Genomic DNA, 26,720 nt, shown 5'->3' with positions numbered 1-26,720 from the left:
ATCGGTGCGGCAGATAGGCCCTCATTCCGAGAAGCGAGGTAACAGTCATGGCGCAATGGGATTCCGCTTTATATCTGAAATACCGTCATGAACGGACACAGCCGTCGCGCGACCTTGCCGCACGGCTTCCTGCAAAGGGGATCGCGCGTATATTGGACGTCGGCTGCGGCCCCGGCAACAGTACTCATGTGCTGCGCAGGCGTTATCCGGAGGCCTGTATTCTCGGTATAGATAGTTCGGAGAATATGATCGGCAAAGCCCGGCAGTCCTATCCGCAGGAAAACTGGCAGGTCTGTACGGTCCCGGACGGCCTGCGGCGGCTCCCTCATGATTTTGACCTCGTATTTTCCAATGCATGCATCCAGTGGATCCCAGACCATGCCGCTCTGATTTCCTCTTTACTGGGATCATTAAGGCACGGCGGTATTCTCGCGGTGCAAATGCCTATGAATTTTAAGGAGCCCGTCCACCGGATCATCGAGGCCGTGATACGCTCCAAAAAGTGGGACCGTTTCCTATCCTGCAAGCGTATTTTTCATACGCTTGCTCCTGAAGAATACTATTCGCTTCTCTCCGGTATCTCTTCTGAATTTTCTATATGGCAGACCACCTATTACCATATTATGGATTCCATAGAAGATATTATGGATTGGTACCGCGGAACCGGCCTGCTGCCCTATTTGGAGCAGCTTAAACCCGCACAGCGCATCGATTTCGAGGCGGATATCCGTATGCGGCTTCTTCAGGAATATCCACCGCAGCCGGACGGCAAGGTCATCTTCCGGTTCCCCCGTTTCTTCTTTACTGCTGTAAAATAATGTAAAAACCTAAAAAAGTATGGAGTTCCGTACTCTTTTGGGTTTGCTGCCTTTCTTTGCCGGTAAATGGTTACTGGAGTTTCCCATATTCGTTGCAAAGCGGATAGAGCAGTTCTTCGTCTTCTTCTATTTCTGCAAACCGGGAAACCTTTTCATAGAAATAGTTATCCGTATTATCATCGTTAACGGAAGACACTTCTCCTACAATAAGGTCTCCAGCCCCCTGCTTCGCGCCGAATATATGATACATACGCGGCGTGATCGAAACGCTCCCGCCCGGCTCTACAGTAAATTCTTCTCCAGCATTTACTGTTTTCAATATCCCATCCATCAGCACATTAACTGGTTCCTCCCAGTTCGGCTTCCCGTCCGGCAGGGCGTTATAAAGCTTCATATACATTACTCCACCGCCCCGGTTTATAATATCCTCTGTTTTCACGGCGTGGAAATGCATGGGAAGGCGCTGGCCCTCATGCAGCGGAATCACTTTTTCCGCATAAGGAGTTCCAATCTCCTGCCCGACTGCTCCATTCCTGATCGTAAAAAGAACGCTTCCTACTTTCATATAGTCGTTCATTCCATAGTCCGTAATATCCCAGCCGCGCATTGTTTTTAAAATCACATCAATATCTTCCTTGTTTTCACGCCACTCTTTTACTGTCCAGTCCGCGAATTCCGGCAAATAAAAACAATGTTTTTTCAGAATCTCCTTAGCCCACCTGATCTCCCGCTGTATTTCCGACCGTTTCATATTAAAATCCCTCCTCGATCTCTTCCCCGCGCAGGCAGCGCAGTGTATTCACCATAGTCAAATACCCCTCCTTTGGCACATAATCCGGAATAGAATTGCCGGAGCCAAAGGCGATCCCGCCTTGTTTTCCCGCGTTTTCACGGAATACATTTTCTACATAGCCGCGTATTTCCTCCAGAGACTCCCGGCACAGCACATCGGTGTCGATCCCGCCGAAATTGCCGATTTTCCGTCCATATTTTTCGACCCACACATGGAACGGGGCGATCGCATCCTCGTTGGAATGCTTAGCGTCGATTCCCGCTCCGCAGATCAAATCATCCATAACGTCAAAAATGCATCCGCAGCTGTGCAATAAAAATGGTTTTTCAAACGCATGTATCTGTGCAATCAGGCGCTTATACTGCGGTATCAGTAATTTTCTGATATCCGGGGCGGAAAGCAGCGTCTGCGAACGGAATCCGAGGTCGTCGCCAAATCTGCAAACACAATAGCTGTCTGAAAAGCATTCCAAAAATCTCTTCCAAATTTCCATCATCAGATCGGCCGTTTTTTCGAATATCCCGCAATACAGCGCCGGGTCGTCAGCCGCTATATAGCACAGGCCTTCATATCCGCATAGGTCCTGTACGATCTCAAACACCCCATTTCCGGGTCCGCCGATCGCCTTCATACCGTCCGGCATAACCTTTCCGAGGGTCTGAAAGTCGTTGGAAAACGCCTCAAAATAACGGTCTGCAAGTATATCCCATGGATAATTTTTGAACTCTTCAAAGCTCTTGATGGCCGGATCGGCATGGCAATATAACGCCCCGCCGCCCGGCAGTATCTTTGTAATACATTGCTCGAACGAAACCGTGTCATAACCCATCTTTAGAAAAAAACGGGTGTACTGTTTAAAATATTCTTCCTTCCTCTCGTTTTTGATCAGCGAGGCAAAATCAGCTTTTAAAACCGCTTCCATTACTTCATCCGCAATGATATGGTCATACAGCGGAATACGTTTCGGTTTTTTGTTTGTCGCTGCATCGACAATATTATGATAGTCCGGCTGAAACTTCATTTTTCCCTCCTTTGATTGCTTGAATGGTTTTCTTCCCCCTTATTATTTCTCATGCTTACGGGGTATTTATTCCGCAGCCGCTTCGCTCATAGCGACCACATTTTCTATGCTGACATTTTCAAGAAGTGCTTCATGACTGGGAGATACGATATAACGGCTTCCAAAAATATCTTTCAGCCTGTGCACTTCATCCTTTACTTCCTGCGGCGTTCCAAAGGGAAGCAGCTCCTGTGTATCAACCCCGCCGATGAATACCAAATCGTTTTTAAATTCTCTCGCGAGCTTTTCCGGCTGCATATTCGCCGCCTTCGCTTGGAGCGGATGGAGCGCGTCGATCCCAAGATCGATAAGCCGCGGGATAATGTCAAAAACCGCTCCGCAGGAATGCATTGTTACCCTTAAGCCATAAGATTTCATCTGTTCGATCAATTTTTTCATGAACGGCGCAATAAATCTATCAAAAAATTCATTGCTTACGAGAAGCGAAAGCTGACTGCCGAGGTCGTTTCCGAAAAACGCCGATGTCAGCCGATTTCCCATGGCGTCAAAACACCGTTTGTTTGCCTCAAGATAAAATTCTGTGATGCGCTCCGTTGCCGCTAATACGACGTTTGGATCCGTGTGCATTTTAATAAAATAATTCTCCATACCAAAAAAGTCGCAGGCAACGTGGAAAAACGGGCACCACATCCCACCGAAAACGGCAAGCCCCGTTTCAGCCGCATAATCGATATTGCGCATCGTTTGCGTAAAATCCAGATACTTCGGGTCGGGCCAGTCAAAAGCCTCTACTTCCGCAACATCTTCCGTTTCTGCAAAAACGCCGTTCTGCCCGAGACTCATTCTTTTTTCACGAAAACAATCCCACATCGGTTTTCCATCCGGATGCCGCCATGCACCCGGGTCGGTCTCGGGGGAAAACCACAGCAGGTCGCTGTTCAGGGCTTTTGCAAGCTCTATATCTGCCTTTCCGATCTTTTCCGTGGTCAGTACGCTGTTCTTCAAATTCCGTTTTTCGATTTCCGTCAGCGCTTCCTCTCTGATGTCAAAATAAGTACAATAAAGCCGCTTGGCTTTTTCTGAAGGGTTTCCCAGCCAAAAACCGTTATTTTCCGGCTGCCTATCCCGATAGATCGATTCGACTATTTGTTTTCCTCTCATAGTGTGCATTCTCCTCCCACTGAGGTGAGCCGTCATTATTTCAAGGTCCAAAAGCTATTCTAACGGATCTGCGCTACTTACGCATCGCTTATACCCGAGGCCGCTATGGCCGCATAATCTCCGATCGCTTCTCCAAGCTGCGCCGGAACGATCCGGCACACAGAGAGTGCGCGTTCCAGTGCTTCATCTTTCAGGACTGCTTCCATCGGCGGTACAAGAAGATCGTGGCACCGTCCGAATATCCCTCCAAGCACGATTACTTCCGGATTCAGGCAATCTACCAATATGGAAAGCCCTCTTCCCAGATATTCGCCGGCCAGCCGGAATGTTTTGCATGCTGCTGCATCTCCTTTCCGGGCTGCTTCAGCGACCTTTTTAACATCTATGTGCTCAATGCTGTCCAAGCTTTCACAGTATGCAGTGCTCCGCCCGCTTTGCAGATGTTCCCGCGCTACCATACCTGCAAGCTGGGCAATGCCGCCGCCGCTGCAAAAGCCTTCCATAGAGCCCGCCTTTCCATAGCCGACCGGGCCGACTGCGCTTAGACGTATATGACCGCATTCGCCCGCCATATCGTTCGTTCCGCTGTACAGCCTGCCGTCCAGTATCAATCCCGCTCCGCATCCGGTTCCAAAGGTAATAAAAATTGCATTGTTCGCGTTTTGCGCCGCGCCAAACCGCCATTCTGCCAGCGCCCCCGCATTGGCATCGTTTTGTATTCGTACCGGCGCCCCAAAATGGCTCTCTATTCGTTCTGCAATAGGAATACGGTCCCATCCGGGCAAATTAGGCGGCGAAAGTATTACGCCTCTTTTGGAATCGAGCGGGCCCCCGCAGCTGATTCCGGCCGCATCGATATCTTTGTGTGTCAAACCATTATTTTGCAGAATCGCTTCCGCTTCTTCGAGCATCACGCTAATCGCGTCGTCTGCCCCGCTTGTATCCTTCGTCCAAAAAAAACTGCGCCCTAAAAAATCCACGTTTTGTCCTGACACCCGGCCAAGCAGGACAGCACATTTCGTTCCTCCTATATCAAACCCTAAAATGTTTTTCATATATCGTCTTTCTCCCAAAAATGGGCCTCGATCATCCGGCACAACGCATGGTAAACAGGAAGATGCAGTTCTTGTATCAAATAGGTTTCCTTTTCCGGTACGCAGACCGCCGTGTCTCCGATCTCTTTCAGACTTCCACCTGTCTTACCTGTCAGACTGATGACTTTCATGCCTTTCGCTTTCGCTACTTCTGCTGCAAGCGTTACATTCTTCGCATTGCCGGAGGTTGAAATTCCAAGCAGAACATCGTTTTTTCTTCCGTAACCATACACCTGCTGTGCAAATGTGAGCTCCGGGCTGACGTCGTTGGCAAACGCCGTACTGAGCGATGCATTCTCCACCAACGCATAAACAGGAAGCGCCCCTTCCAGAAATTCTCCGTATCTTTGCGCCTCCTTCGGATAGAGCCGCGCAAACTCCTTTCGAAACGCCTCATCTGTTTTTCGCGGCAGGATAAACCGTTTCATCAATTCGCCGGCAATGTGCAGTGCGTCCGCCGCGCTCCCGCCGTTTCCGCAAACAAACAATCTTCCGTCACTTTCAAAACAGTTTATCAGTATCTCATAAGCTGCGAGAAGCTCTTGTTCATTCTCACGCAGTACAGGGTATCTTTGAAGCAGCTGGTCCAGTATATTCCGTATAGATCCTTTCCTGCTCATTTCATTGTTTCCTTCCATATTTTCTTGCTGCATGAAACATCGTTACAATATTTTCCGGCGGAACATCGTCCTGTATGTTGTGCGCCGCCGCAAAAATATATCCTCCATCCCGATCCAATATCTCGACCGTTTGATGGACAGACTCATCAATCTGCGCCGCCGAGCCGAAATTCAGTAACTCCTGTGTATCGATCCCGCCATGGAATACGATCTGTTTTCCGTAATTCTGTTTCAGCCAAGAAGGAGACATTTCCTCCGAAACCGGCTGGATCGGATTTAATATCTCAACGCCGATTTCGATCAGGTCACCGATGATCTTGTAGACGTTTCCGCACGAATGATGCAGAAAATATGCATCGGTATAACGTTTTGTATAGTCTATTCTTTCTTTCAGATAAGGCTTGACCAGTTTTTGAAAGGTTTGCGGCGGCATAAAAAGATCACTCTGCATCGCAAAGTCATCTCCGCTCGAAGTATAGTGGATATAGCCGCCCAATGCTCCATAGTAAAGATCGATCACCTTTTTCTGGTATTCCAGTATTTTATCGAACAGCTTTCTGACAAAGCCTTCATCAAGGAAAAGGCGCATCAGAAAATCGTCAAATCCGCATAACCAACAGCCTAATTCAAATATCCCGTAGACCGGATGCTCCGCGCAGACCACATATTCCCCGCTTTCCCACAGCTTTTTTGCTTCCGCCGCCATAGCGCCGATGAGGCTTCGGTCTATACTTTCGGCGTCCGGGAAAAAATAAGAATCCAAATCATCTGCCGATGCTCCTTTCAGCGGCGGATCCACTACATCCCAATACGTTCCGGTAAATTTGCGCTTGATCCCCCATTCGTCAATATAAGTATCTTCCGTCAGAAACCGGAACTGCGAGTGTTCCGGATGCAAAATTTCGCCTACGGAGCGCGTATCAATATCCATACACTGCAAAATCCTCTCGTCGATTCGGCCGATTTTTCCAAAAAGATACCGTTCCTTCGGCCGATTCGTAAATCCAAACAAATTCATTAAATTTTCATGGCTTTTTCCTTCCAGTCCCGAAAGCGGATTCCCGCCTAAATCCAGTACCAGATCCGACGGCTTTCTGTGCCGCATCGTTTCTCTGAAGTTTTCTATCCGTGACATTTTTGCTCCATTTCTCTTTCTGCTTTTTCCGGAATTAAGGTACACAAAACCAATATGCGTTTCCCGCGCATATTTTTCCGATAGATGCTTTACTGTTTATTTTGTTTTATCGCTGCAATATTTTTCAAAATAGGCTTCGATCGCCAAGGCGACTGCGCCCAAGGCTTCCATTGGTTTTTCTATCGTTCCGGCAAGCACTTTTATATTTCTGCTTTTATCCATAAAAATATTCTTCATCATTGTTTCGCTTGTGCTTTGAACATACAGCGGAAACCTTCGTTCCAGTTCGCCTCCAAGTATGATCGCTCCCGGATTATAAATATTCACGACGTTCGCTAATCCGATCCCCAGCCAGCTGCCGACTCGTTTTAACACTTCTTCCGCAACGGGATCGCCCTGTCCGGCGGCATCCTCGATCGTCTGGAGGCCATAGCCTGCCCCCTCCGCGCTCCCATTCATCATCTTTTCACGCCTGTATTCTTTCAGCAGAGCGTTGATGGAGCAATAGCTTTCCAGACATCCCCTGTTTCCGCAATAGCAATCCCGTCCATTGAAATCAATGGACATGTGCCCAAGTTCTCCTGCGACTCCGCTGTTTCCAACGTCCAGTTTTCCGCCTTTTACCCGTCCCATGCCGATTCCATAATCGGCAAAAATATATAAATAGTCGTCAAGGCTCTTGCCGATCCCATATTCCAATTCTCCCAGCGCGCCGAGCTTTGCTACGTTCTCCACGACTGTCGGCCATTTGAAATGCCCCTTCTCCTTAAAAAAGTCCATCCTTTTTGTGGCCCAATAGGAAAACACATCGTCGCTTGCCTGTTCCGTATATTTAAAGCCCATACCGGGCGTTCCGATCCCAGAATAGGAGATATCATTTTCTGTCAGCCCGCTCATCCGCACAGCTTCTTCCATGCATTGCTCCAGCTGTGCCAATATTTTATCTTCTCCGCCCGAATAATCGATATCGCGCCGATAAGACGAGAGAATGTCTCCTGACATATTCGCAACAATGCTTTGTATGTTTTTCTGGATAACAGTTCCTAAAAAATATCTTCCATTCGGAACAATGCTTAAAAGATTCGGTTTTCGGCCGCCTGTGGAAACCCCTTTGCCGACTTCGCACACAAGACCATCCTGAATCAGTTCTTCCGATATGCGCATGACTGTCGGCATCGTAAGCTTCACTTCCCTTGATATCTCCGCGCGGGAAATCATCTCGCTTCTTTTGATCGTATTCAGGACATTTTTCTTATTGATCGATTTAATAAGTCCTGAGCTTCCAACCACAATGTTGCTTTTTCTTTTTACCATATCGTATTTTTCCGCCCATCGATATCATGATTCTATCCTCAGTATAGCACCTTTCGGCGCTTGTTTCATTATTATTTGAGTTTTATCCTTCCTCCACGATCTTCATCGCTGTTTTCTCCCAGCGGTCGATGTGCGACAGATGATAGGAGACCGTACTCACATCTTTCAGGATAATCTCCACAGGTGTTCCGTTTTCTTTTGCCGCGCAGATCGCTCCCCGAATATTTTTTTCCACACATTCCTCGTCAAATTCCCCTGTCGCAATATAAGACGGATTACTCTTGAAAGACATTACATAATCTGCTCCCATGTGTTCCGCACTCTTGTTTGCGTCCGCCCACGGGCTGACGGATATCTTTCGCACATTACTCAGCTTCCGCACAATATCTATCTTATTCTCCAGCGGCTCACAGCATCCGTAATACAGAAGCCCGAATTTTTCATAAAGCGGCTTTACGAGCTCTATTTCAAACTCATTATGCATATCCGGCGAAACCGTTGAGAATATCTGCGCCATACCGAATGCCCATACATTCTTTGCCATTGCTTTTTCCCCCTGCTGCTTTGGGAGGTCATCTGTATAGGCGCCCGTGCAATGGACATATTGTGCCTCTGGATCCAGAAGCCCCTGTTCTTCGCACTGAGTAAGCGTTGCCTCTGTCAGTTCTACAAATTTTCTGACGATATCCTTCACAAAATCCGGCCGGTCGATAATGTCCCACAGGATCGCTTCAGCAGGCTTCATCTGCGCGATCCTATCCCATACGCCCGCATGGATCTGTACGCCTGAGAACCGCACCGGGAGTATCCCGTCAAAAATTTCGCTGCACCGTTCAAAATGCTCCTCGTCCAGTTTATGGTCTACCCATATTTTATCTGCTTTCAGCATTTCCAGCTTTTCCGGCGTATCGATCTGATCTACATATTTATGGGAAACGATGTCGTTGGATTCGTCCGTTTGCCGCACATCCTCCATGATATGGATCCCATAATCGAGATTGTGTATTTCGTGCGGGATATCCAATCTGTTTTCCACCACCATATCGCATGGAAAATGCCGCCAGCGATAGAGCATTTGCAGCAATCCCGTTTCCACCGTCCGTAAAAACTCATCCTCACACCGGTTTTTCAGTTCATCGCTTTTGCCAAGCTCGTGCCATGGAAGCTGATCGATATATACCATTGGCCGGACTGGCTCAAGGTCATTATTTTTCCGCCACAATTCCTTCTTCTCATTCTGCACCGGCAAATGGGCGATCTCGGCGATCTTCTTTCCGAGCTCCTTTAATATTTTCGCATCATTGTTCATGCCTCACTACCCCACTTCTGTATAATTTCACAAATGTCAAAGATCAATGGATGGCTTTCTCCAGCAGCGCGGCTTCGGAAGCTTCTTCCCTGTTAAACTCTCCTGTGATTTTGCCACTCTTCATGACATATACTCTATCGCACATTCCCAGTATTTCCGGAAGCTCGGACGAGACCATAATGATCGCGAGGCCCTGCCCGGCAAGATCGTTCATCAGCGAATAGATCTCCGCTTTTGCTCCAACATCGATCCCCCGCGTTGGTTCGTCGATCACAAGTACTTTTAGATTTCTTTTCATAAGCCAGCGGGCAAGCAAGACCTTTTGCTGGTTTCCGCCCGAGAGCTTTGGAATAAGCTGGTTCATCGTGGGCGTTTTGATTTTCAGACGCTGTATCATATCCCGAACCACATCTTCCTCTCCCGTTCTTGAAATACTGATCCCTTTTGTCACTTGATTCAACGAAACGATCGTCATATTGCTTTTTACGCTCATATTCGGCAGGATACCGCCTTTTCTTCTATCCTCTACCACGAGGCCCATTCCCGATTCCCGGGCAATCAGCGGAGAATTCGGCGGTATTTCCTTTCCATCCAATACTACGCTGCCTTCTAACCGTTTATCCATGCCGAGAAGCGCCATCGTCATTTCTGTGCGGCCCGCCCCCATCAATCCGGAGAAGCCTACAATTTCTCCGCGTCTCACATGGAATGAGATATCCGTCACTTTCTCTGTTGTCAGTCCCTTTACGTCAAGCAGCACTTCCCCCAGATTTGCGTTACGGTCCGGGAAGATATCTTCCATCTTTCTGCCAACCATCATTTCGATCAGCTGTTCTTCATTCAACTCTTCCGGATATTTCGTTCCTACGACTGCGCCGTCCTTAAATACTGTGATTCGGTCGGCGATCTCAAAAATCTCATCCAGCTTATGTGAAATATAGATGATAGAAACTCCTTTTTCCTTCAGCTGTGCGATGATCTTGAACAGGCTTTCCACTTCTTTCGGGCTCAACGCAGAAGTCGGTTCGTCCATAATAATAATTTTAGCCCCCAAGGAAAGCGACTTTGCGATCTCAACGAGCTGCTGTTCCGCAATACTGAGATACTGTACTTTTGTCCGCGGACTGATCGAAAGCCCTACCATTTCCATATATTTTCGCGACTCGTCATAAAGCTTTTTCCACTGGACCCGGCCGCCCTTTGCGGGAAGACGTCCGAAAAAAATATTTTCCGCCGCCGATAAACTTGATACAAGATTCAATTCCTGATAGATGACGCTGATTCCCTCTTTGATCGCGTCAAGGGGATGACATATCTTCGCTTCTTTCCCATTTATAAGATATTTTCCACGCGAGCGCTGATAGACTCCCGAAAGTATTTTGATCAGCGTCGATTTCCCCGCGCCGTTTTCACCGACCAGTGCATGCACCTCTCCCGCATAGAGGTCGAAGCTGACTCCCTTCAGCGCATGTACGCCCGGAAAAATCATATGCATATCCGCAATTTCAATGACAGGTGTATTTTTCATGCCGCTATTCCCTCTTTTTTCAGATGGTCTTTCTGCTCCTGTACAATTTTCTTTGCCAGCCGCGCTTTACGAACTTCGTCAAGATAAACGGCCAGAATAATCACGATACCTCTTGCGATATTCTGCCAGAAGGATGAAACGTCCAATAGGGTAAGTCCATTTTCCAATACCCCAAGGATCAGCATGCCGATAAACGCGCCTCCAATACCGCCAATCCCTCCGTTCAGTGAAACACCGCCCAAAATGATTGCGGCGATCACCGTCATTTCAAAACCGTCTCCGGCAGATGGCTGTGCCGATGACATCCGTGAGGCAAGCAATACGCCTGCAAGCATAGTGAGTACACCGCTGATGATATATACCGTGATCCTCATGCGGTCCACCGGCAGTCCGGCTAATTTCGACGCTTCCTGATTTCCCCCAATCGCATAGATATAGCGGCCGAATGTCGTATGCCGCAGGATATACCAGATCGCTACAAACAGTATTGCCATGATGATAACACCATTCGGGATCGGCCCTACATAACCTGTACCCAAAGTTTGGAAATCCGGATAAGCTGCCTGTATGGAAACCGCGTCCGTAGTGACCATTGCTACCCCCCTCCAGATCGTCATCGTGCCAAGCGTTACGATCAGAGAATTCATTTTTCCTTTTGCCACTAAGAATCCGTTAAGCGCTCCAACACCGGCGCCTGCTGCAAGCGCCGCAAGAACGGCAAGTGCAATGCTGCCCGTTGCATTCAGCGTAACAACCGAGCAAAGGCCTGCGATCGCCTGCTGCGAACCGACCGAAAGATCGATCTCGCCAAGCAATATTACCATCGTAAGCCCGAATCCACAGACCGCCGTCAGAGATACCTGCCGGAGCATGTTCATAATATTCCGTTCCGATAAAAATACCTGCGATGTCAGCGACATAATGACGCACAGTACGATCAGCGCGATGACAAGGAAAAGAATATCAGAATCCTTTATTTTTGAAAATACACTTTTCGCTGTTGTTTTTTGGCTGTTCATATTTTCATTCCTTTCAGCGGGCTGTTGCCGATGCCGGAACAGCTATTGCCCGGCACCGGCAAGCCCCATTTCTATTGCGATTCTTTACTCTTCAATCAGCGCTTCGATCGCTTCAAAATTGGTGATATATTCCCCGTTTTCTTCCGTGTAATAATCCGAAAAATTGTCGAGTGTGATAATCGTCGAACCAGACCATGTCCGTTCAGAAACCTCTCCTCCGTTCACGACTTCATAAGCCGTATCGACCAACCTCTGCCCCATGAAATCCGGGAACATTGCCACAGCAGCTTTATACGGTCCATCGGCAAGAAGCGCCGTACGGCCTGCAACGCCCTCGAAGCCAAAGCCGATCGCCGTCAGCTTGCTTTCATCAAGTCCCGCTTCCTTATAGGCCGCCATGCCGCCTGTCGTCGCGTTATCGTTGATTCCGAAAATCACATTGATCTCCGGATGTGCCGTGAGCGCATCCTGTGAAACTTCAAGTGACGTCTCCTTCTCCCCTTGTCCATCTACTTCCTGCGCAATCTCATACTGGATACCTGATTCATCCAATGCTTCCTTGAAGCCCTGTACACGCTCCCTGCAATCTTCATTTTGCGGCATGCCTACTACTAATATCTTCGGATCAATATTGTTTTCCGTCGCGTATTCTGCCAGCCATTTTCCTGCCTGACGGCCACCTTCCACGCTGTCAATTCCAACTGTTGTTGTAGCTCCTTCCACTACGTTGGATTCGCAAATAACCGGTACCCCCTGCTCCTTGGCTGCATTAATGACCGTTACAAGCGATTTTGCGTCAACCGGAGTAATCAAAAGCGCATCAACGCCAGATGTCAGCATATTCTCCAACTGCGTAACCTCTTTGCCCGCATCCATCGCAGCATCTGCCGTAACCAGTTCTATGCCAAGTTCTTCTGCCCGCTGCTGTGCGCCCTTTACAATGTTCTGATACCATTCATGAGACATATCGCTGGTAACATAACCGAATTTCAGTGTTTTGCCGTCCGCTCCGTTTTCCTCCGAAGTTCCGTCAGAAGCAGCCTCCCCTGCCGCTTCCGACGGAGTCGACGTATCCGTACCGTTACTTTCCTCCGCCGGAGCCGCAGAACATCCGAAAACCGTTACCATCAGAAGAACCGCTAAGACTAATACCAAGACTTTTTTCATAATTTTCCCTCCCACATGTTATTTTTTCTGACACTGAGCTGTGTCTTATATTGATTAACCGGCTTCGCCGGTATCATCCGTTCGTTCCCGTTTCTCAAAAAAGCATCACGAAATACACCTATACAGGCCTGATTTTCAATTATTGTCTGCTTTGCGTGCGAAGGACCTCCATGCCTCAGATGCGTATATTGGTTTATTTCGGCATTTTTTTGATAGATTTTTGACCACAAAAAAACATGCCTAAAAAGCATGTCAAAACACTTATCTATCAGTAATAATATTGGACAATATCTCTGGTCAAAAATCTATAATTTATAATTCAATATAAATATTTAAGGACTTATTTCCTTTCAAATTTTATTTTTCACTTGCTTTTTTGAATTTGTAAGCTTTGTTTCACTTTACTTTTTAATATTACATAACTAAGTTGTATCTTAATAATATCCTATACATTTTTAAATGTCAATCATTTTTTGTAAAAAAATAGTATTGGTTTAAATATTCTATGCTGAATAAAAATATTATAAAGAGAATAATCCAATCGAAATGTGCCTGTTTTCTGAAAAATAGACGCCTTGACAGGCGGGAGACTATATCATCCGCTTTTTATTTTGCTATTGCCCTCAGACAAAAAAGCCCTGAGTTCAGGGCTTTTTTGCTGATATATGTGTTTCCGGGCACCGCAGCTTCCATCAATCCTGCGACCCTTGCACAAAGGGTATATCGTGCGCTACATCCTCTATGCTCCAATTATCCGTATTTGGGATATCCTGCGGTTCGATATCCGGCCGTTCCTCCGGCAGCGCGGCAAGCACAAGCCGCTCACGGATAGAAGCCGTCACATCATCGTCCGGGTCGCCGTCTCGAACGACACATTCCGTTCCCGGTGCAATATTGAACCAGATCCATTTTGCATCCGGAACTGTCAGACGAATACAGCCATGGGAATCTGCTGTTCCGAGCTTTTCCCATACCTCCTCAATATAGGTAGAGGTATCAAATTCCTCATATAGGATCGTATGGAAATAGATCGCGCCGCGTATCTGCGACCAATACTGTCCGTACGTTTTATCCCGTGCAAACTGGCTGAAGCGTACGCGGTAATTGTCCATTTTAAATGTGCCCTTGGGCGTGCAGTCGTCTTTCCCTGTAGAGCACAGCATATATCTTACCGGAACCGTATACTCTCCGTTCTCATCCTTCGTATAAACCATTGTGACCTGATGTTCAATATCTACGATGATTTTATAGGTTCCCGGCTCCGGGTATCCCTCTGGATATTGATCGCGCGTGCCGTCGTCGCTCATGACCAATTCTTCAAAGCTCATCCCTACCGTAGGGGCAAGCAGCGAAAATGGTTCACATTCCGCTGCATTTCCGGAATAAAGAAGCTCCTGTGTTTCTTCCCCCGCGATCCCATCCGCCTGCAATCCATTTTGGCGCTGGAATGTCACGACTGCGGCGCGTGTCAGCGAGCCATAATAATCCGTTGCTTTGTCCTGCGCAAGATATCCAAGCTCCATCAGCGCTTCCTGAAGCTTCCGTACTGTTTCTCCCTGCGCCCCTTCCCGAAGTTCCGTATAGGGCGTGGGCGTCGGAGACGGAGCCGCCGTGGCTCCCGGCTCTTCTGTCCTCTCGGGTGACGCAGACGGCCTCGGCGCTTCAGACGGCGCAGGTTCGCTTTCCCCCGCGCATCCCGCGGCAAAAACAGCGAAGCAGACCAGTGCGGCAACGAAACAGATCACCTTCTTCGGGCTCATTCTTTCTTCCTCCCCGTCCTGTTCATCTCACATAGTCTGCTCATAAATCTCCAAGCAGCATTTTGGCCTGCCGTATATGCTCGCGCACCATATCCGGAGCCGGTCCTCCCGGTACGCTGCGCATATTGACGCATGTTTCGAGACTGATCGCCTCATAAATATCCTCCCGCGCGTCTGGCGCAAACTGTCTGATCTCATCCAGCGAAAGCTCGTCAATCGCTTTTCCGTGCTGCTCGCAATATAAAACCAGATGCCCTACCACTGCGTGCGCGTCCCGGAACGCCATTCCGTTTTTCACAAAATAGTCCGCTGCATCCGTAGCGTTCGTAAAACCAAGTCCCGCGCCCGCTCTCAGACGCTCTTTGTTCCATTCCGCCGTCTTCAGCATGCCGTTCATCACTTCAAGGCATGCTTTTAAGGTATCTGCCGCGTCGAAAGTGCATTCCTTGTCCTCCTGCATATCTTTGTTATAAGCGAGCGGCAGCCCTTTCATAACTGTCAGCAGGGTCATCAGATCGCCGTATACTCTGCCCGTTTTCCCACGGATGAGCTCCGCCATATCGGGATTTTTCTTCTGCGGCATGATGCTCGAGCCGGTGGAATAGGCGTCCGAAAGCCGGAGCGTTCCATATTCGTTCGTGGAGAACAAAATAATCTCCTCGCACAGCCGCGAAAGATGCATCATGCAGACTGACGACGCCGAGAGGTATTCGATTGCAAAATCGCGGTCCGAAACGGCGTCGAGGCTGTTACGCGTGATACCGGACATACCAAGCTCCCTTGCCGCCATTTCCCTGTCGATCGGATAGGTGGTCGCGCATAGTGCGCCTGCGCCGAGCGGCAGAACATCGGTACGTTTTTTACAGTCTACAAAGCGTTGGATATCCCGGTAGAACATTTCAAAATATGCCATCATATAGTGTCCGAGCGTCGTCGGCTGCGCCTTTTGCAGGTGCGTATACGCTGTCATGATAGTATCCGTATTTTCCTCCGCGATGTCCACAAGCGTACCGCAAAGCTGCGTCAGCTTCCCGATCGTCTCGTCTGCCATACGTTTCATATATAATCTGAAATCCGTGGCGACCTGATCGTTCCGGCTGCGGCCCGTATGCAGCTTCTTGCCCGTGTCGCCGATCCTTTCCGTCAGCAGCCGCTCCACATTCATGTGGATATCCTCATCGTGCACCGAAAATTCCACCCGGCCGGCATCGATATCTTCAAGAATAGATTTCAGCCCTTCTACGATCTGCTCTGCATCCTCTATTGGAATGATCCTCTGTGCACCAAGCATTTTTGCATGTGCAATGCTGCCCATGATATCCTCGCGGTACATGCGGCTGTCAAAGCCGATCGAGGACTGGAAGCCCTCTGCAAATTCGTCCGTACTCTGTTCAAACCGTCCGCCCCATAATTTAGCCATGAATGATCACTCCCGCTCTCTTGATTAATATGGTTTATTATAACATAAAATGCTCCTATGGTATAGAAAAGCCCTTTCTTATCCGTCATGCCATATATATCTTCCTGCTTCACGTTTTTGATCAATGTTCATGCAAGGTATAAATATTAATCAAAAAAGCCGCTTTCAGCGGCTTTTTGTTTTGTCCTGCTATCAGTGTTTTCGTGCGATCTTACCGGAAACCGCCTCTGCCAAAAGCGCGGTCCCTGCCACGATCAGATAAACGCCGAGTACGATCGCAACCGAAACAAGACCGGTAAATGGAAGAAATACCATCAGTATACCGACTGCTGCATTCAATATGCCGCTTGTTAGAAGCCAGCCCGTATCTTTCGCATCCATTTTTTTGAATCTTCCGTATGAAAAAAATCCCATGATACCCCTATATAGCGCAAAAAATCCAAGTACAGTCGTGAATATCCCCATCATGGTGATTTGACTGGCCACATCTCCCATAGAAAACGCTACGATCACCGCTCCCATGAGAATAAATATCACACCACTCGCAAGGGTAGCCTCATTGCGGAAAGACTGCTCTGTCCGAAAAAAGGCTATCACTTCGTATATCCCCATGAGTAAAACGCCTATGGCGACCGTGTAGTTGACCGCAAAGCTTACGCTTTCCGGCATAATCAGCAGCCATATACCAAGAACGATCATACAGCACGCTATCACGCAGCCCATGATCTTATGCTGCCGAACTCTTTTTAAAAATAACTTTTCCGCTTCCGGCTCTAAATCCGGTATCAAAGTTTCATTATCCATTTTGTCGTACCTCCTACCGTATCTGTCCGTCTCCATCGATCACATATTTTGTCGTGGTAAGCTCCGCAAGCCCCATCGGTCCGCGCGCGTGGAGCTTTTGCGTAGAAATACCGATCTCCGCGCCATAGCCGAATTCAAATCCATCAGTGAAACGAGTGGAGGCGTTCACATATACTGCCGCCGCATCTACATCCGCCTTAAAGCGCTCTGCATTGCGGTAATCGTTTGTCACGATTGCTTCCGAATGCCCTGTTCCATGAAGATTGATATGCTCGATCGCCGCGTCTACATCGTCCACGACCTTTACGGAAATAATATAGTCGAGATACTCCGTATCATAATCTTCAGGAGCGGCTGCCGCTGCGCCGTATTTCCGGCACATTTCATCCCCGCGTATTTCCACCCCTTTATCTTTTAGGGCGCGGAACACTTTGGGTAAAAATTCCGCCGCGACCTCCCTATGTACAAGCAGGCTTTCCGCCGCATTGCACACTGCCGGGCGGGAGGTTTTCGCATTGACCGTGATAGAGACCGCCATATCGAGATCTGCCGTTTTGTCCACATAAATATGGCAGTTTCCTACTCCCGTCTGGATAACGGGAATCGTGGCGTTCTGTACCACCGACCGGATCAGCCCGCCGCCCCCGCGCGGAATGAGCACGTCAATCAAATCGTTCAGCTTCATCATTTCGGCAACAGCCTCCCGTGACGTATCTGTAATAAGGCCAACTGCCCCTTTCGGCATGCCTGCCGCCTCGCCTGCGCGTATCAGAATATCCGCGATCGCCGTGTTGGAATGGATCGCCTCGCTTCCCCCCTTTAAAACGACGGCGTTCGACGTTTTGAGGCACAGGCCGACCGCATCCGCCGTAACATTCGGGCGCGCTTCATAAATGATGCCAATCACGCCCATCGGCACGCGCTGCTTCGCGATCAAAAGCCCGTTCGGGCGTTTCGTCGCATGAATGATCTCGCCGATCGGGTCGGGCAGCTCCGCAACGTCCCGAAGTCCCTGCGCCATTGCCTGTATCCTCTTTTTATCGAGCGCCAGACGGTCAATGAGCGCAGGCGTCCTGCCTTTTTCGCGTGCCGCATCTACATCAAGCGCATTTTGCTTCATGATCTCTTCCGTATGGGACAGGAGTCCCGCCGCCATTGCCTCGAGTATCCTGTTCTTTTCTATTGTATTCAGACGGTTCATCGCTGATTTTGCGGCTTTTGCCGCTTCCGCTACCTGTATTACCTTTCCCATCATAGACACCCCTTTTCCGTTTTTTTCAGTATAACACAATGCTCCCGGCCGATACAAGCACGCCGGCAGCTACGCTTTTATTGTTCCTTCTTCTCAAAAAGGACTGTTTGACCCCGTGTAAGCGGCATAATCATCCGCCCGCGGAAAGGAGCCAGTATCCTTGATGTCCGCAATGCATGCGCCGCTTTCGCTCCTGCACTGCCATAATGCATGGGAATCACCATTTTTGCACCCACATGCTCCATAAAATATTCGATCCCGAGCAGCATGCTCTCCTCCAGCCGGGGATCGACGGGAATAAACGCGATATCGATGCGTTTTCCCTGTAAACGTCCGATCTCCGCTTGATAGGCACGGGCCATCTCCGCGTTCCATTGCGGAGCTTCCCCTTCCCAGTGCCACCAGTTGAGATCGCCCGCATGATAGACTGTAAGCCCGTCCGTCTCTACAAGGAACGCAACCCCTTCGTCCGTAGACCGCAGCGTTTCTATCGTCATCCCGTCAAGCGTATGGGTCTCATGCGGAGCAGCCATGAGCGTGCCTGCATGCGGAGCAATATCGTCAGAAAGTATATAGCGGATATCTGCTATCTTCTCTTCCCAATTGAAAACCGCAGGATCATAGTGGTCTCCGTGGGCATGGGAAACAAATACGGCGACCTGCTCGTCCGCAAGCTCCTCCGGAGCGATCACGCCGCCCGCAAGTCCCTGCTTTCCATTCCCCGGCCTCTGGTTCCAGCAGTCGAAAATCAAAAACCGGTGTTTCTCCCTTACGGCGAAGCCGCTGTTGTCAAGATAGGTGATCTGCGCCTGCATAGACTGTTTCCTCCTTATGTCTCCTATTTATCATGATAACCAAAAAACCGTCCTTGCCGGACGGTTTTTGATTTTTTATTTTTCTGCCTGCCATTTTGCGCGGCCATGCGTATAGGTCGGCAGAAGCAGAGGCGATACCTTATCGCTTACGATACCGGCCTCCTCCATTTCTTTTGCATAGGCTTCTATATGCCGGAGCGTCAGCTTGCCGTTCTTTACGGTTTTCGCTTTAGCCGAAGCATTCTGCCCCGCGTTCCGACCGAACACGATCACGTCCAGCAGAGAATTGCCCATCAACCGGTTCCGGCCGTGTATCCCTCCTACAGCCTCGCCCGCAACGAACAGGTTCTCTACACCGCTCTGGCCGTCCACCGTGATATCGATCCCGCCGTTCTGATAATGCAGCGTCGGATAGACGAGGATCGGTACCTTGCGCATGTCGATATCGTATTTCAGATACATACGGAGCATCGCCGGGATACGCTTTTCAAGCGTGCCCTCTCCGTGGATCATATCGATCATCGGCGTGTCGAGCCATACGCCGCAGCCCTCCGGCGTTTCCACGCCCTTTCCACGCGCCTTGCATTCGCGAATGATAGAAGCGGCCGCAACGTCGCGCGTTTCCAGCGGATGCATGAACGCCTCGCCCTCCGAGTTGATGAGCATCGCGCCGAGCGAACGCACTTTTTCCGTCACGAGCGCACCGAATATCTGTTCCGGAAACGCTACGCCCGTCGGATGGTATTGCAGGGTGTCCGCATATAGAAGCTTCGCTCCCACACGATAGGCAAGAATAAGCCCATCCGCCGTTGCCCCATAATGGTTTGAAGTCGGGAAGCCCTGATAGTGCAGCCGTCCCGCGCCGCCCGTCGCGAGTATAACGGTCTTTGCGCGTGCGATCCGGTATTCACCCGTTTCCATGTTCTGCAAAACGGCGCCTGCCGCCCTGCCGTCCTCGTCCAAAATCAGCTCTACCGCCGCCGTAAAATCAACGACGGGAATTCCACGGTTCCACACCTCGTCACGCAGTACGCGCATGATTTCCGCACCTGAATAGTCTCGCGCAGCGTGCATGCGCTTGCGGGATGTACCGCCGCCGTGCGTCGTGATCATCGTGCCGTCCGGCGCTTTATCGAACATCACGCCGAGGTCGTTGAGCCATTTGACTGCCCTCGGCCCCTCTGTCACAAGCTTTTTCAGCAGCTCCGGTTTATTGGCATAGTGTCCGCCGCCAAGCGCGTCAAGATAGTGGATCGCCGGGGAATCGTTTGCCTTATCGGCCGCCTGTATACCGCCCTCCGCCATCATGGTGTTCGCATCGCCAATGCGCAGCTTGGTCACGACCATCACGTTCGCGCCGCCGTTATGCGCTTCGATCGCTGCGGACGCACCCGCGCCGCCGCCGCCGATGATCAGCACGTCCACATCATAGTCAGGACGCTCAAGGTCGAACTCCAACCCTTGGACGCGGCTGTTCGCCTGAAGCAGCGCCGCAAGCTCTTTCGGCACCTTATCTCCCTTATTCGGCCCGATCTGAAGAACATCAAAGCTGTCCATCTTATAATCCGGATGGAATTCTTCAAGCAGCCTATCCTTTTCGTCGGCGGTCATCCTCCTCGGTTCCATGCCGATCCTCTGTGCTCTCGTCGCCTCGACTTTCTTTGCCGAAGCAAGCATTTCCGGTGTAAACATGTATCCGCCTCCTTAATCTTCGTCCGTCGGCGCCGTCGCCGTATCGCTCTCGATTTCCCTATGGTTGTAGAGTTCCTTCAGCTCCTCGATGGGCTTTGCCGCCACATCCTCCAAAAGCTGTGTAAAATCTCCGTGCTCAATATCGCGTACGCGCTGCGTCAAGTGCTTCGCTTCGGGCGCGATATATTTTCCGGTCAGCCGCCGGGCGAGCAGGGCTACCTGCGGGTGAGATATTTCCGCCGGGCAGCGCGCACTGCACGCTCCGCACATTACGCAGTCAAACGAAAGCTCCGCGCATTTCTCATATTCCCCGCGCTGGGCGTGTGCGATATACTGCATGACCTTCAAATCCTGTGTGCAGGCCTTTGTGCAGGCGTTGCACCCAATACATTTATAAATTTCCGGATAAAGCTGCATCATGATCTGCTCGTCCGGGCGTACCTCTTCCATATCGTAAAGCGGCTTTACGATCGGAAAATACGGCAATGTCGCAACATACATCCCATCCTCCACCGTCGTCTGGCACGCAAGGCAGAATTTGAGCGTATTGTCTCCTTTGATGCGGTAGATCGTCGTACACGCGCCGCAGAAGCCGTTGCGGCAGCCACACCCGCGCACCAGCTTATATCCTGCGTATTCCATCGCACCCATGATCGTAAGGCCCGCTGGAACGCTGTATTTCTTTCCAAACAGGAAGACGTTCACCATTTTCTCCATAACCTTCTCTGTCTCTCCTCTCAATCAGTATTCGTCCGGCAGCTCTTCAAGCTCGTCACAGCGGAAAACCGGGCCGTCCTTGCATACATATTTGGAGCCGATGTTGCAGCGTCCGCATTTACCGACTCCGCATTTCATTCGCAGCTCCATCGTCGTATAGACCTGCTTTTTATCAAAACCGAGCTCTGAAAGCGCGCCCAGAACGAATTTGATCATGATCGGCGGTCCGCATACGAGCGCCGTTTTATCCGTAGAAAAGCCGAGCTCCTTCACATAATTCGGAACAAAGCCGACGTGCCCGTCCCAGCCTTCCTGCTCCCTGTCGATCGTAAGATATACGTTCACGCCTTCCGTGTTCGCCCACTCGTTTCTGATTTCGTCGAAATCCACTAAATCGTCTTTGGAGCGCGAGCCGTAAACGATATCTATCTTCCCATAATTTTCACGGTAATGCCGTACATAATTGATGACCGACCGAAGCGGCGCAAGGCCGATCCCCCCCGCAATGAACAGCAGATCCTTTCCCTTGAGCTCCGTTTCCACCGGAAACGCATTGCCATACGGCCCGCGTATCGTGATCTGCTGCCCTACGTCCATCTGGTGCAGCCAGTCTGTCAGACAACCGCATTTTTTGATGCTGAATTCCATATATTCCGTATTGGTAGGCGAGGAAGTGATGGAAAACATCGCCTCTCCCACCCCCGGAATGGAAAGCATCGCGCACTGTCCGGGCATGTGCTGAAAGACAACGCCGCCCTCCGGCGCCACTGCGCGGAACGTTTTTACGTCCGGCGTATCCTTTCTGATATCCGTAATGACCCCGATCTTTGGGATCAATGTGTCCTGTCTCATACTCATCTCTTACTTTCTCGCCTCCGCTCCCAAAGCCTTTGCCACTTTCACGATGTTCATGGAAATCGGGCATTTCGCAACACAGCGTCCGCATCCTACGCACGAATACATCCCGTCGTTGTTCGCCGGAAAATATACGAGCTTGTGCATGAACCGCTGACGAAAGCGTTCTACCTGACTTTTGCGCGGATTTCCGTGCGCCATACGCGTAAAGTCCGAATACATGCAGGAATCCCAGCACCGGTAACGCCTGATCTCCTTTCCGGTATCAAAATCCCGGATATCGTAGCATTGGCAGGTCGGGCATATATAAGTACATGTTCCGCAGCCGAGACACGCGCGAGAAAGCTCCGCCCACTGCTCAGAGCCAAACAGCTTTTCCGTCGCGTTTCCGTCGATCCCCGTCAAATCGAGGTCCTTTAGGGGAAGCCTTTCCATGGTTTCTTCAAGCGCACGGACCGCCGGCTCGATCTCTGCGTCGTTCGCCTCCTCCAAAGGCGTGAGGCCTGCCAAAAATGCCTCTCCTTTTTCTGTGACCGCTTTCAGATAGAGAAAGCCGCCTGATAGCCATGTGGAAACGTCTCCTCCCGGCTGTGCGGGATCGATCCCAAACACGGAACAAAAGCAGGTTTCCTCCGGCGCAGTGCACGCAAGTGTGATCACGACGCCATTTTCCCGCCGCGCCCGGTAATACGTATCTACCGGCTCGGAAAGAAATACCCGGTCCAAAACCTCCATCGCGCGGGCATCGCACGCACGTACCCCGAAAACGGCAAACGGTTCATCCGGCGTGTCCGGCGCATCGATCTCTATCTCTTTTCCCTTCATTTTGAAAGCGACAATATCTTCGCTCTGCGGGAAAAACAGGTCTTTCGGAGATTTCACGGTATGAAGGGCGTCAATGTCCACATCAGCGCCTTCCTGCCATCTTCCGAAATTGACCGCTCCTCTTTTCTTCAAAGGGAGATATAATGCCCGCTCTGCAGCCATTGCGGAATAAAACTCCGAAATGCGGTCCATCGCTATTTTCTGCATCAATTCTTCCCTCCTTCCATTTTGCCCGGTTCCACGTCGTCCTGCGTATAGCTTACGAGAGGCCACGGAGAGCTGTCGTCCGCCCCCGCCTGATATTCGCCGTAATTTTCATTGATATCTTTTATGAATTTGCGGTTCAAAAGATGCAGCGGTATTCCCTGCGGACATACGCGGCTGCACTCTCCACAGTCTGTGCACCGCCCCGCCACATGGAACGCGCGGATAATATGGAACATATTTTCTTCAAACGTATCTACATTCGCTTTGCTGCTGACGCCCGACGCATCGTTGTCGAACACGCACTTCAGACAGGAGCATGCGGGGCATACGTTCCGGCACGCATTGCAGCGTATGCATTTGGAAAGCTCGCTGCGCCAAAACTCAAACCGTTCGTCCGGCGTCATCTGCATAAGCTTTTCCACCATGCCAAAACGGTCGTGCTTGCGCAGCTCTACCGGCGCCGGATCTTCGACCGTATCGTCCGCCGCCATATATTCCGGTCCCTTGCAGGACAGGCAGCGTTCCAGCAAGACGTCGTTTAATTCGCATTCCTTTTCTCCGTACATCGTCTGCACGGTCAGCCTGCCGCCGTCCTCAGCGATGCTTTCGATCCCTTTGATGCCTTTCACATTCAGCTTTTCCACATCTGCTATGCCGTGGCACGGAACTCCCAGCACATAGACCTTCTCCCGGTCGATCCGGTGCTCCTTTATGAGCTGGTTGAAGCTATACGTATCGCAGGGCTTCAAAAGTGCCAGTACTCTGCCCTCTTTTTTACTTTCCGCAATGAGATATTTGCTCAGATTCGCGCCGCAAAAGCTGTTGTACACGAGGCGGTCAATATCCTCTTCCGTAAAAACAGCCGGCGTGTTGTCATAGCAATATTCGCCTTTTTCCCAACCGAGCACCCTGTCTACCGTACCGTCCGCAAGCAGGGCGCGCGCCTTTTCCTTGATTGCCTTTTCTACCGCTTGCATCTCAGGTCCTCCAGTCTCTTGTTCTCACCCAAATGATAAATCGTTTCTACAAATTCGTTCATGACCTGCGCGAAACGCTGTCCTTCCGCAGCAGACACCCATTCCACCCGCGTGCGCCCCTTTTCGATGCCGAGGTATTCCAGCATGCTGAATAAAAGCGCCATGCGGCGGCGCGCATAATAATTCCCCGTCGAATAGTGACAGTCGCCCGGATGGCACCCGTTGATGATCACACCATCCGCGCCGCGCTGGAACGCCCGCAGGATAAACAGCGGATTCACCCTGCATGAGCAAGGCACGCGGATGATTTTCACATTCGCCGGATAATTGAGGCGGCTCGTTCCTGCGAGGTCCGCGCCGGCATAACTGCACCAGTTGCAGCAGAATGCGACGATCAAAGGCTTAAACTCGCCCGTTTCCTGCTTTTCTATCTGCATATCGCGTCCACCTCCGCCATGATTTGTTGATTGGTAAAGCCCTTGAGGTCCATTGCTCCGGACGGGCACGTTACTGTGCACGCGCCGCAACCCTGACATACGGCCTCATTGACCTGCGCCACTCTGCGCGTCTCGCGCACGCCGTGGTCGTTGATTTCTTTTTCCACATATTCGATCGCGCCGTACGGGCACACATTTTGGCAGGCCGAGCAGCCGTTGCACAAAAGCTCGTTGCTCCCTGCCACGCACGGGTTGCACGTCAACTTGTCCTTGGCAAGCAGGCCGATCACCTTTGATGCCGCGGCGCCCGCCTGCGCCACCGTTTCCGGGATATCCTTCGGCCCCTGACATACGCCCGACAGGAACACGCCCGCCGTCGGGCTTTCCACCGGCCTCAGCTTGGGATGCGCCTCCGTGAAAAAGTCGTTGGTATCCATGCTCGCCGTCAGCATCGTTGCCAGCGGCCGTGCGCTCTTATCCGGCTCGATCGCCGCCGCGAGGATCACCATGTCCGCATCGATATGCATCTGCGTACCGCTGATAAGGTCGGACGCCTGCACCTTGAGCACGCCGTCCTCCTCCGCGACCTTCCCGACCATGCCCTTGACATAATTCACGCCATACTGCTCCACTGCGCGGCGCTGGAACTCATCGAAATTTTTGCCCGGCGTCCGTACGTCGATATAGAATACATAAACTTCTGTATCCGGATATTTTTCCCGTACAAGCATCGCGTGCTTTGCGGTATACATGCAGCATATTTTGGAACAATACGGCTTTCCGCAGTCTGTCGTATCGCGCGATCCTACGCATTGCACGAACACCAGCGTTTTCGGATGCTTGCCGTCCGACGGACGGAGCAATACGCCTTTCGTCGGCCCTGCCGCATTCATCAGCCGCTCAAATTCAAGACTCGTCACTACGTCCGGGTTATCCGCATAGCCAAACTCGTCAAAATTCTCCAGTGAGATCGGGTTGAAGCCTGTTGCAGCAATGATCGCTCCATACTGCTGCGTAATGATCTCATCCTGCTGCTCGAAATCGATCGCATGCGACGGACAACTCTTTTCGCACAGTCCGCATTTTCCCGTTTTGTAATGGATGCATGCTTCATGGTCGATCACAGGTATATTAGGCACTGCCTGTGCAAACGGCACATAGATCGCTCCGCGCGTATTCAGCCCCATATTGAATTCGCTCTTTGCTTTCCGGGACGGGCACTTTTCCGTGCACACACCGCAGCCTGTACACAGGTCTTCCTTTACATTCCGCGCTTTTTTGCGGATATCCACCGTAAAGTTACCCACAAAGCCGGATATCTTTTCCACCTCGCTGTAGGTATACAGATGTATTTTTTCATGCTGTGCAGCGTCCACCATTTTAGGCGTGAGGATGCAGGCTGCACAGTCGAGCGTTGGAAACGTCTTGTCGAGCTGCGCCATTTTTCCGCCAATAGTCGGCGACTTTTCGACAATATCTACCTCGTAACCTGCGTCTGCAATATCGAGCGCCGTCTGAATGCCCGCAATACCGCCGCCGATCACGAGCGCCCGTTTTACGACGGGACTCTCCCCTGCCGTCAGGGGCGCGTTCAAATTCAGCTTGGCGATCGCCGCCTTTGCCAGTATGATCGCCTTTTCCGTGCCCTCAGCCTTATCTTTATGGATCCACGAGCACTGTTCACGGATATTTGCGATCTCGACCATATACGGATTCAGTCCCGCTGCCGCTGCCGTCTTGCGAAACGTCGCTTCATGCATCCGCGGCGAGCATGAGCAGACCACAACGCCCGTAAGCCCGTGCTCTTTGATGGCATCCTGGATCTTCGTCTGCCCGACCTCAGAACACATATATTGGTAATCCGTCGCGAGAACGACCCCCGGTTCGTTTTTGACTGCTTCCGCGACCGCCGCGACATCGACCGTCGCAGCGATATTGCTTCCGCACCAGCAAACGAAAACTCCTATTCTCTGCAAATAA

24 protein-coding genes are annotated in these 26,720 nt (G+C 50.6%); 1 reads left to right on the top strand and 23 read right to left on the bottom strand.

What is annotated here, in order from left to right; all coding sequences use genetic code 11:
- The first annotated feature begins 47 nt into the window (after positions 1-47).
- Positions 48-818, top strand: coding sequence for a methyltransferase domain-containing protein (locus PUP29_RS12290; RefSeq protein ID WP_079545410.1), 771 nt, complete (start codon positions 48-50; stop codon positions 816-818).
- Positions 819-888: 70 nt separating this feature from the next.
- On the opposite strand, the gene PUP29_RS12285 is transcribed toward PUP29_RS12290, so the two are convergent.
- The 23 genes from PUP29_RS12285 to PUP29_RS12175 all read right to left on the bottom strand — a co-directional run bounded on the left by PUP29_RS12285 (position 889) and on the right by PUP29_RS12175 (position 26,716).
- Positions 889-1,569, bottom strand: a complete 681-nt coding sequence (locus PUP29_RS12285; RefSeq protein ID WP_353423472.1) for a D-lyxose/D-mannose family sugar isomerase — start codon at positions 1,567-1,569, stop codon at positions 889-891.
- Position 1,570: 1 nt separating this feature from the next.
- Positions 1,571-2,632, bottom strand: coding sequence for a uroporphyrinogen decarboxylase family protein (locus PUP29_RS12280; protein ID WP_353423470.1), 1,062 nt, complete (start codon positions 2,630-2,632; stop codon positions 1,571-1,573).
- Between the two features lie 66 nt (positions 2,633-2,698).
- Positions 2,699-3,793: a uroporphyrinogen decarboxylase family protein gene (locus PUP29_RS12275; RefSeq protein ID WP_353423469.1), complete on the bottom strand. Its 1,095-nt coding sequence runs from the start codon at positions 3,791-3,793 to the stop codon at positions 2,699-2,701.
- A gap of 77 nt (positions 3,794-3,870) precedes the next feature.
- The gene (locus tag PUP29_RS12270; protein WP_353423468.1) at positions 3,871-4,848 is read right to left on the bottom strand and encodes an ROK family protein; all 978 of its coding nucleotides are present in this window, start codon (positions 4,846-4,848) and stop codon (positions 3,871-3,873) included.
- Entirely contained in the window at positions 4,845-5,507 is a 663-nt protein-coding gene (locus PUP29_RS12265) for a D-sedoheptulose-7-phosphate isomerase (protein WP_353423466.1), read from the bottom strand. The genes PUP29_RS12270 and PUP29_RS12265 overlap by 4 nt, the downstream gene beginning before the upstream one ends.
- A gap of 1 nt (position 5,508) precedes the next feature.
- Positions 5,509-6,642, bottom strand: coding sequence for a uroporphyrinogen decarboxylase family protein (locus tag PUP29_RS12260; RefSeq protein ID WP_353423465.1), 1,134 nt, complete (start codon positions 6,640-6,642; stop codon positions 5,509-5,511).
- 96 nt (positions 6,643-6,738) lie between these two features.
- Positions 6,739-7,956 (bottom strand): ROK family transcriptional regulator, encoded by a 1,218-nt coding sequence (locus tag PUP29_RS12255; protein WP_353423463.1) that lies wholly within the window; start codon positions 7,954-7,956, stop codon positions 6,739-6,741.
- Positions 7,957-8,038: 82 nt separating this feature from the next.
- Positions 8,039-9,265, bottom strand: coding sequence for a hypothetical protein (locus PUP29_RS12250; RefSeq protein ID WP_079545424.1), 1,227 nt, complete (start codon positions 9,263-9,265; stop codon positions 8,039-8,041).
- Between the two features lie 43 nt (positions 9,266-9,308).
- Positions 9,309-10,793, bottom strand: coding sequence for a sugar ABC transporter ATP-binding protein (locus PUP29_RS12245; protein WP_079545426.1), 1,485 nt, complete (start codon positions 10,791-10,793; stop codon positions 9,309-9,311).
- Positions 10,790-11,812, bottom strand: a complete 1,023-nt coding sequence (locus PUP29_RS12240) for an ABC transporter permease (RefSeq protein WP_079545427.1) — start codon at positions 11,810-11,812, stop codon at positions 10,790-10,792. Before PUP29_RS12240 ends, PUP29_RS12245 begins: the two co-directional genes overlap by 4 nt.
- An 84-nt stretch (positions 11,813-11,896) precedes the next feature.
- Positions 11,897-12,979 (bottom strand): sugar ABC transporter substrate-binding protein, encoded by a 1,083-nt coding sequence (locus PUP29_RS12235; protein WP_353423461.1) that lies wholly within the window; start codon positions 12,977-12,979, stop codon positions 11,897-11,899.
- 692 nt (positions 12,980-13,671) lie between these two features.
- A complete protein-coding gene (locus PUP29_RS12230; RefSeq protein ID WP_353423460.1) occupies positions 13,672-14,739 on the bottom strand; it encodes a L,D-transpeptidase family protein in 1,068 nt (355 codons plus the stop codon).
- A 40-nt stretch (positions 14,740-14,779) separates the two neighbouring features.
- Positions 14,780-16,159 (bottom strand): argininosuccinate lyase, encoded by a 1,380-nt coding sequence (gene argH, locus PUP29_RS12225; RefSeq protein ID WP_353423458.1) that lies wholly within the window; start codon positions 16,157-16,159, stop codon positions 14,780-14,782.
- Between the two features lie 192 nt (positions 16,160-16,351).
- Complete coding sequence (locus PUP29_RS12220) at positions 16,352-16,963, bottom strand: HdeD family acid-resistance protein (protein ID WP_353423456.1); 612 nt, start codon at positions 16,961-16,963, stop codon at positions 16,352-16,354.
- Positions 16,964-16,976: 13 nt separating this feature from the next.
- Entirely contained in the window at positions 16,977-18,215 is a 1,239-nt protein-coding gene (locus PUP29_RS12215; RefSeq protein ID WP_079547765.1) for a glutamate-5-semialdehyde dehydrogenase, read from the bottom strand.
- A 77-nt stretch (positions 18,216-18,292) separates the two neighbouring features.
- A complete protein-coding gene (locus PUP29_RS12210) occupies positions 18,293-19,030 on the bottom strand; it encodes an MBL fold metallo-hydrolase (protein WP_353423455.1) in 738 nt (245 codons plus the stop codon).
- Positions 19,031-19,105: 75 nt separating this feature from the next.
- Complete coding sequence (locus PUP29_RS12205) at positions 19,106-20,722, bottom strand: FAD-dependent oxidoreductase (protein WP_353423454.1); 1,617 nt, start codon at positions 20,720-20,722, stop codon at positions 19,106-19,108.
- A 12-nt stretch (positions 20,723-20,734) separates the two neighbouring features.
- Entirely contained in the window at positions 20,735-21,439 is a 705-nt protein-coding gene (locus PUP29_RS12200) for a 4Fe-4S dicluster domain-containing protein (protein ID WP_079545438.1), read from the bottom strand.
- Between the two features lie 24 nt (positions 21,440-21,463).
- Entirely contained in the window at positions 21,464-22,291 is an 828-nt protein-coding gene (locus tag PUP29_RS12195; RefSeq protein ID WP_079547766.1) for an FAD/NAD(P)-binding protein, read from the bottom strand.
- 9 nt (positions 22,292-22,300) lie between these two features.
- On the bottom strand, positions 22,301-23,326 hold the full coding sequence (locus PUP29_RS12190) for a 4Fe-4S dicluster domain-containing protein (RefSeq protein ID WP_079545440.1): 1,026 nt from the start codon (positions 23,324-23,326) through the stop codon (positions 22,301-22,303).
- A complete protein-coding gene (locus PUP29_RS12185) occupies positions 23,326-24,303 on the bottom strand; it encodes a 4Fe-4S dicluster domain-containing protein (protein ID WP_079545441.1) in 978 nt (325 codons plus the stop codon). The genes PUP29_RS12190 and PUP29_RS12185 overlap by 1 nt, the downstream gene beginning before the upstream one ends.
- Complete coding sequence (locus tag PUP29_RS12180; protein WP_079545443.1) at positions 24,291-24,740, bottom strand: hydrogenase iron-sulfur subunit; 450 nt, start codon at positions 24,738-24,740, stop codon at positions 24,291-24,293. The genes PUP29_RS12185 and PUP29_RS12180 overlap by 13 nt, the downstream gene beginning before the upstream one ends.
- Complete coding sequence (locus PUP29_RS12175) at positions 24,731-26,716, bottom strand: 4Fe-4S binding protein (protein WP_079545445.1); 1,986 nt, start codon at positions 26,714-26,716, stop codon at positions 24,731-24,733. The genes PUP29_RS12180 and PUP29_RS12175 overlap by 10 nt, the downstream gene beginning before the upstream one ends.
- Positions 26,717-26,720: the final 4 nt, after the last annotated feature.

Source organism: Christensenella massiliensis (assembly GCF_040409835.1).
In the GTDB taxonomy this organism is placed as follows: Bacteria; Bacillota; Clostridia; order Christensenellales; family Christensenellaceae; genus Christensenella; species Christensenella massiliensis.
This window is presented reverse-complemented; position numbering and strand designations above follow the sequence as displayed.

Excerpts from the sequence above, each read along its gene's own strand:
- PUP29_RS12290 (WP_079545410.1), top strand. The coding sequence starts at position 48 with ATGGCGCAATGGGATTCCGCTTTATATCTGAAATACCGTCATGAACGG.
- PUP29_RS12285 (WP_353423472.1), bottom strand. The coding sequence starts at position 1,569 with ATGAAACGGTCGGAAATACAGCGGGAGATCAGGTGGGCTAAGGAGATT.
- PUP29_RS12280 (WP_353423470.1), bottom strand. The coding sequence starts at position 2,632 with ATGAAGTTTCAGCCGGACTATCATAATATTGTCGATGCAGCGACAAAC.
- PUP29_RS12275 (WP_353423469.1), bottom strand. The coding sequence starts at position 3,793 with ATGAGAGGAAAACAAATAGTCGAATCGATCTATCGGGATAGGCAGCCG.
- PUP29_RS12270 (WP_353423468.1), bottom strand. The coding sequence starts at position 4,848 with ATGAAAAACATTTTAGGGTTTGATATAGGAGGAACGAAATGTGCTGTC.
- PUP29_RS12265 (WP_353423466.1), bottom strand. The coding sequence starts at position 5,507 with ATGAGCAGGAAAGGATCTATACGGAATATACTGGACCAGCTGCTTCAA.
- PUP29_RS12260 (WP_353423465.1), bottom strand. The coding sequence starts at position 6,642 with ATGTCACGGATAGAAAACTTCAGAGAAACGATGCGGCACAGAAAGCCG.
- PUP29_RS12255 (WP_353423463.1), bottom strand. The coding sequence starts at position 7,956 with ATGGTAAAAAGAAAAAGCAACATTGTGGTTGGAAGCTCAGGACTTATT.
- PUP29_RS12250 (WP_079545424.1), bottom strand. The coding sequence starts at position 9,265 with ATGAACAATGATGCGAAAATATTAAAGGAGCTCGGAAAGAAGATCGCC.
- PUP29_RS12245 (WP_079545426.1), bottom strand. The coding sequence starts at position 10,793 with ATGAAAAATACACCTGTCATTGAAATTGCGGATATGCATATGATTTTT.
- PUP29_RS12240 (WP_079545427.1), bottom strand. The coding sequence starts at position 11,812 with ATGAACAGCCAAAAAACAACAGCGAAAAGTGTATTTTCAAAAATAAAG.
- PUP29_RS12235 (WP_353423461.1), bottom strand. The coding sequence starts at position 12,979 with ATGAAAAAAGTCTTGGTATTAGTCTTAGCGGTTCTTCTGATGGTAACG.
- PUP29_RS12230 (WP_353423460.1), bottom strand. The coding sequence starts at position 14,739 with ATGAGCCCGAAGAAGGTGATCTGTTTCGTTGCCGCACTGGTCTGCTTC.
- argH (WP_353423458.1), bottom strand. The coding sequence starts at position 16,159 with ATGGCTAAATTATGGGGCGGACGGTTTGAACAGAGTACGGACGAATTT.
- PUP29_RS12220 (WP_353423456.1), bottom strand. The coding sequence starts at position 16,963 with ATGGATAATGAAACTTTGATACCGGATTTAGAGCCGGAAGCGGAAAAG.
- PUP29_RS12215 (WP_079547765.1), bottom strand. The coding sequence starts at position 18,215 with ATGGGAAAGGTAATACAGGTAGCGGAAGCGGCAAAAGCCGCAAAATCA.
- PUP29_RS12210 (WP_353423455.1), bottom strand. The coding sequence starts at position 19,030 with ATGCAGGCGCAGATCACCTATCTTGACAACAGCGGCTTCGCCGTAAGG.
- PUP29_RS12205 (WP_353423454.1), bottom strand. The coding sequence starts at position 20,722 with ATGTTTACACCGGAAATGCTTGCTTCGGCAAAGAAAGTCGAGGCGACG.
- PUP29_RS12200 (WP_079545438.1), bottom strand. The coding sequence starts at position 21,439 with ATGGAGAAAATGGTGAACGTCTTCCTGTTTGGAAAGAAATACAGCGTT.
- PUP29_RS12195 (WP_079547766.1), bottom strand. The coding sequence starts at position 22,291 with ATGAGACAGGACACATTGATCCCAAAGATCGGGGTCATTACGGATATC.
- PUP29_RS12190 (WP_079545440.1), bottom strand. The coding sequence starts at position 23,326 with ATGCAGAAAATAGCGATGGACCGCATTTCGGAGTTTTATTCCGCAATG.
- PUP29_RS12185 (WP_079545441.1), bottom strand. The coding sequence starts at position 24,303 with ATGCAAGCGGTAGAAAAGGCAATCAAGGAAAAGGCGCGCGCCCTGCTT.
- PUP29_RS12180 (WP_079545443.1), bottom strand. The coding sequence starts at position 24,740 with ATGCAGATAGAAAAGCAGGAAACGGGCGAGTTTAAGCCTTTGATCGTC.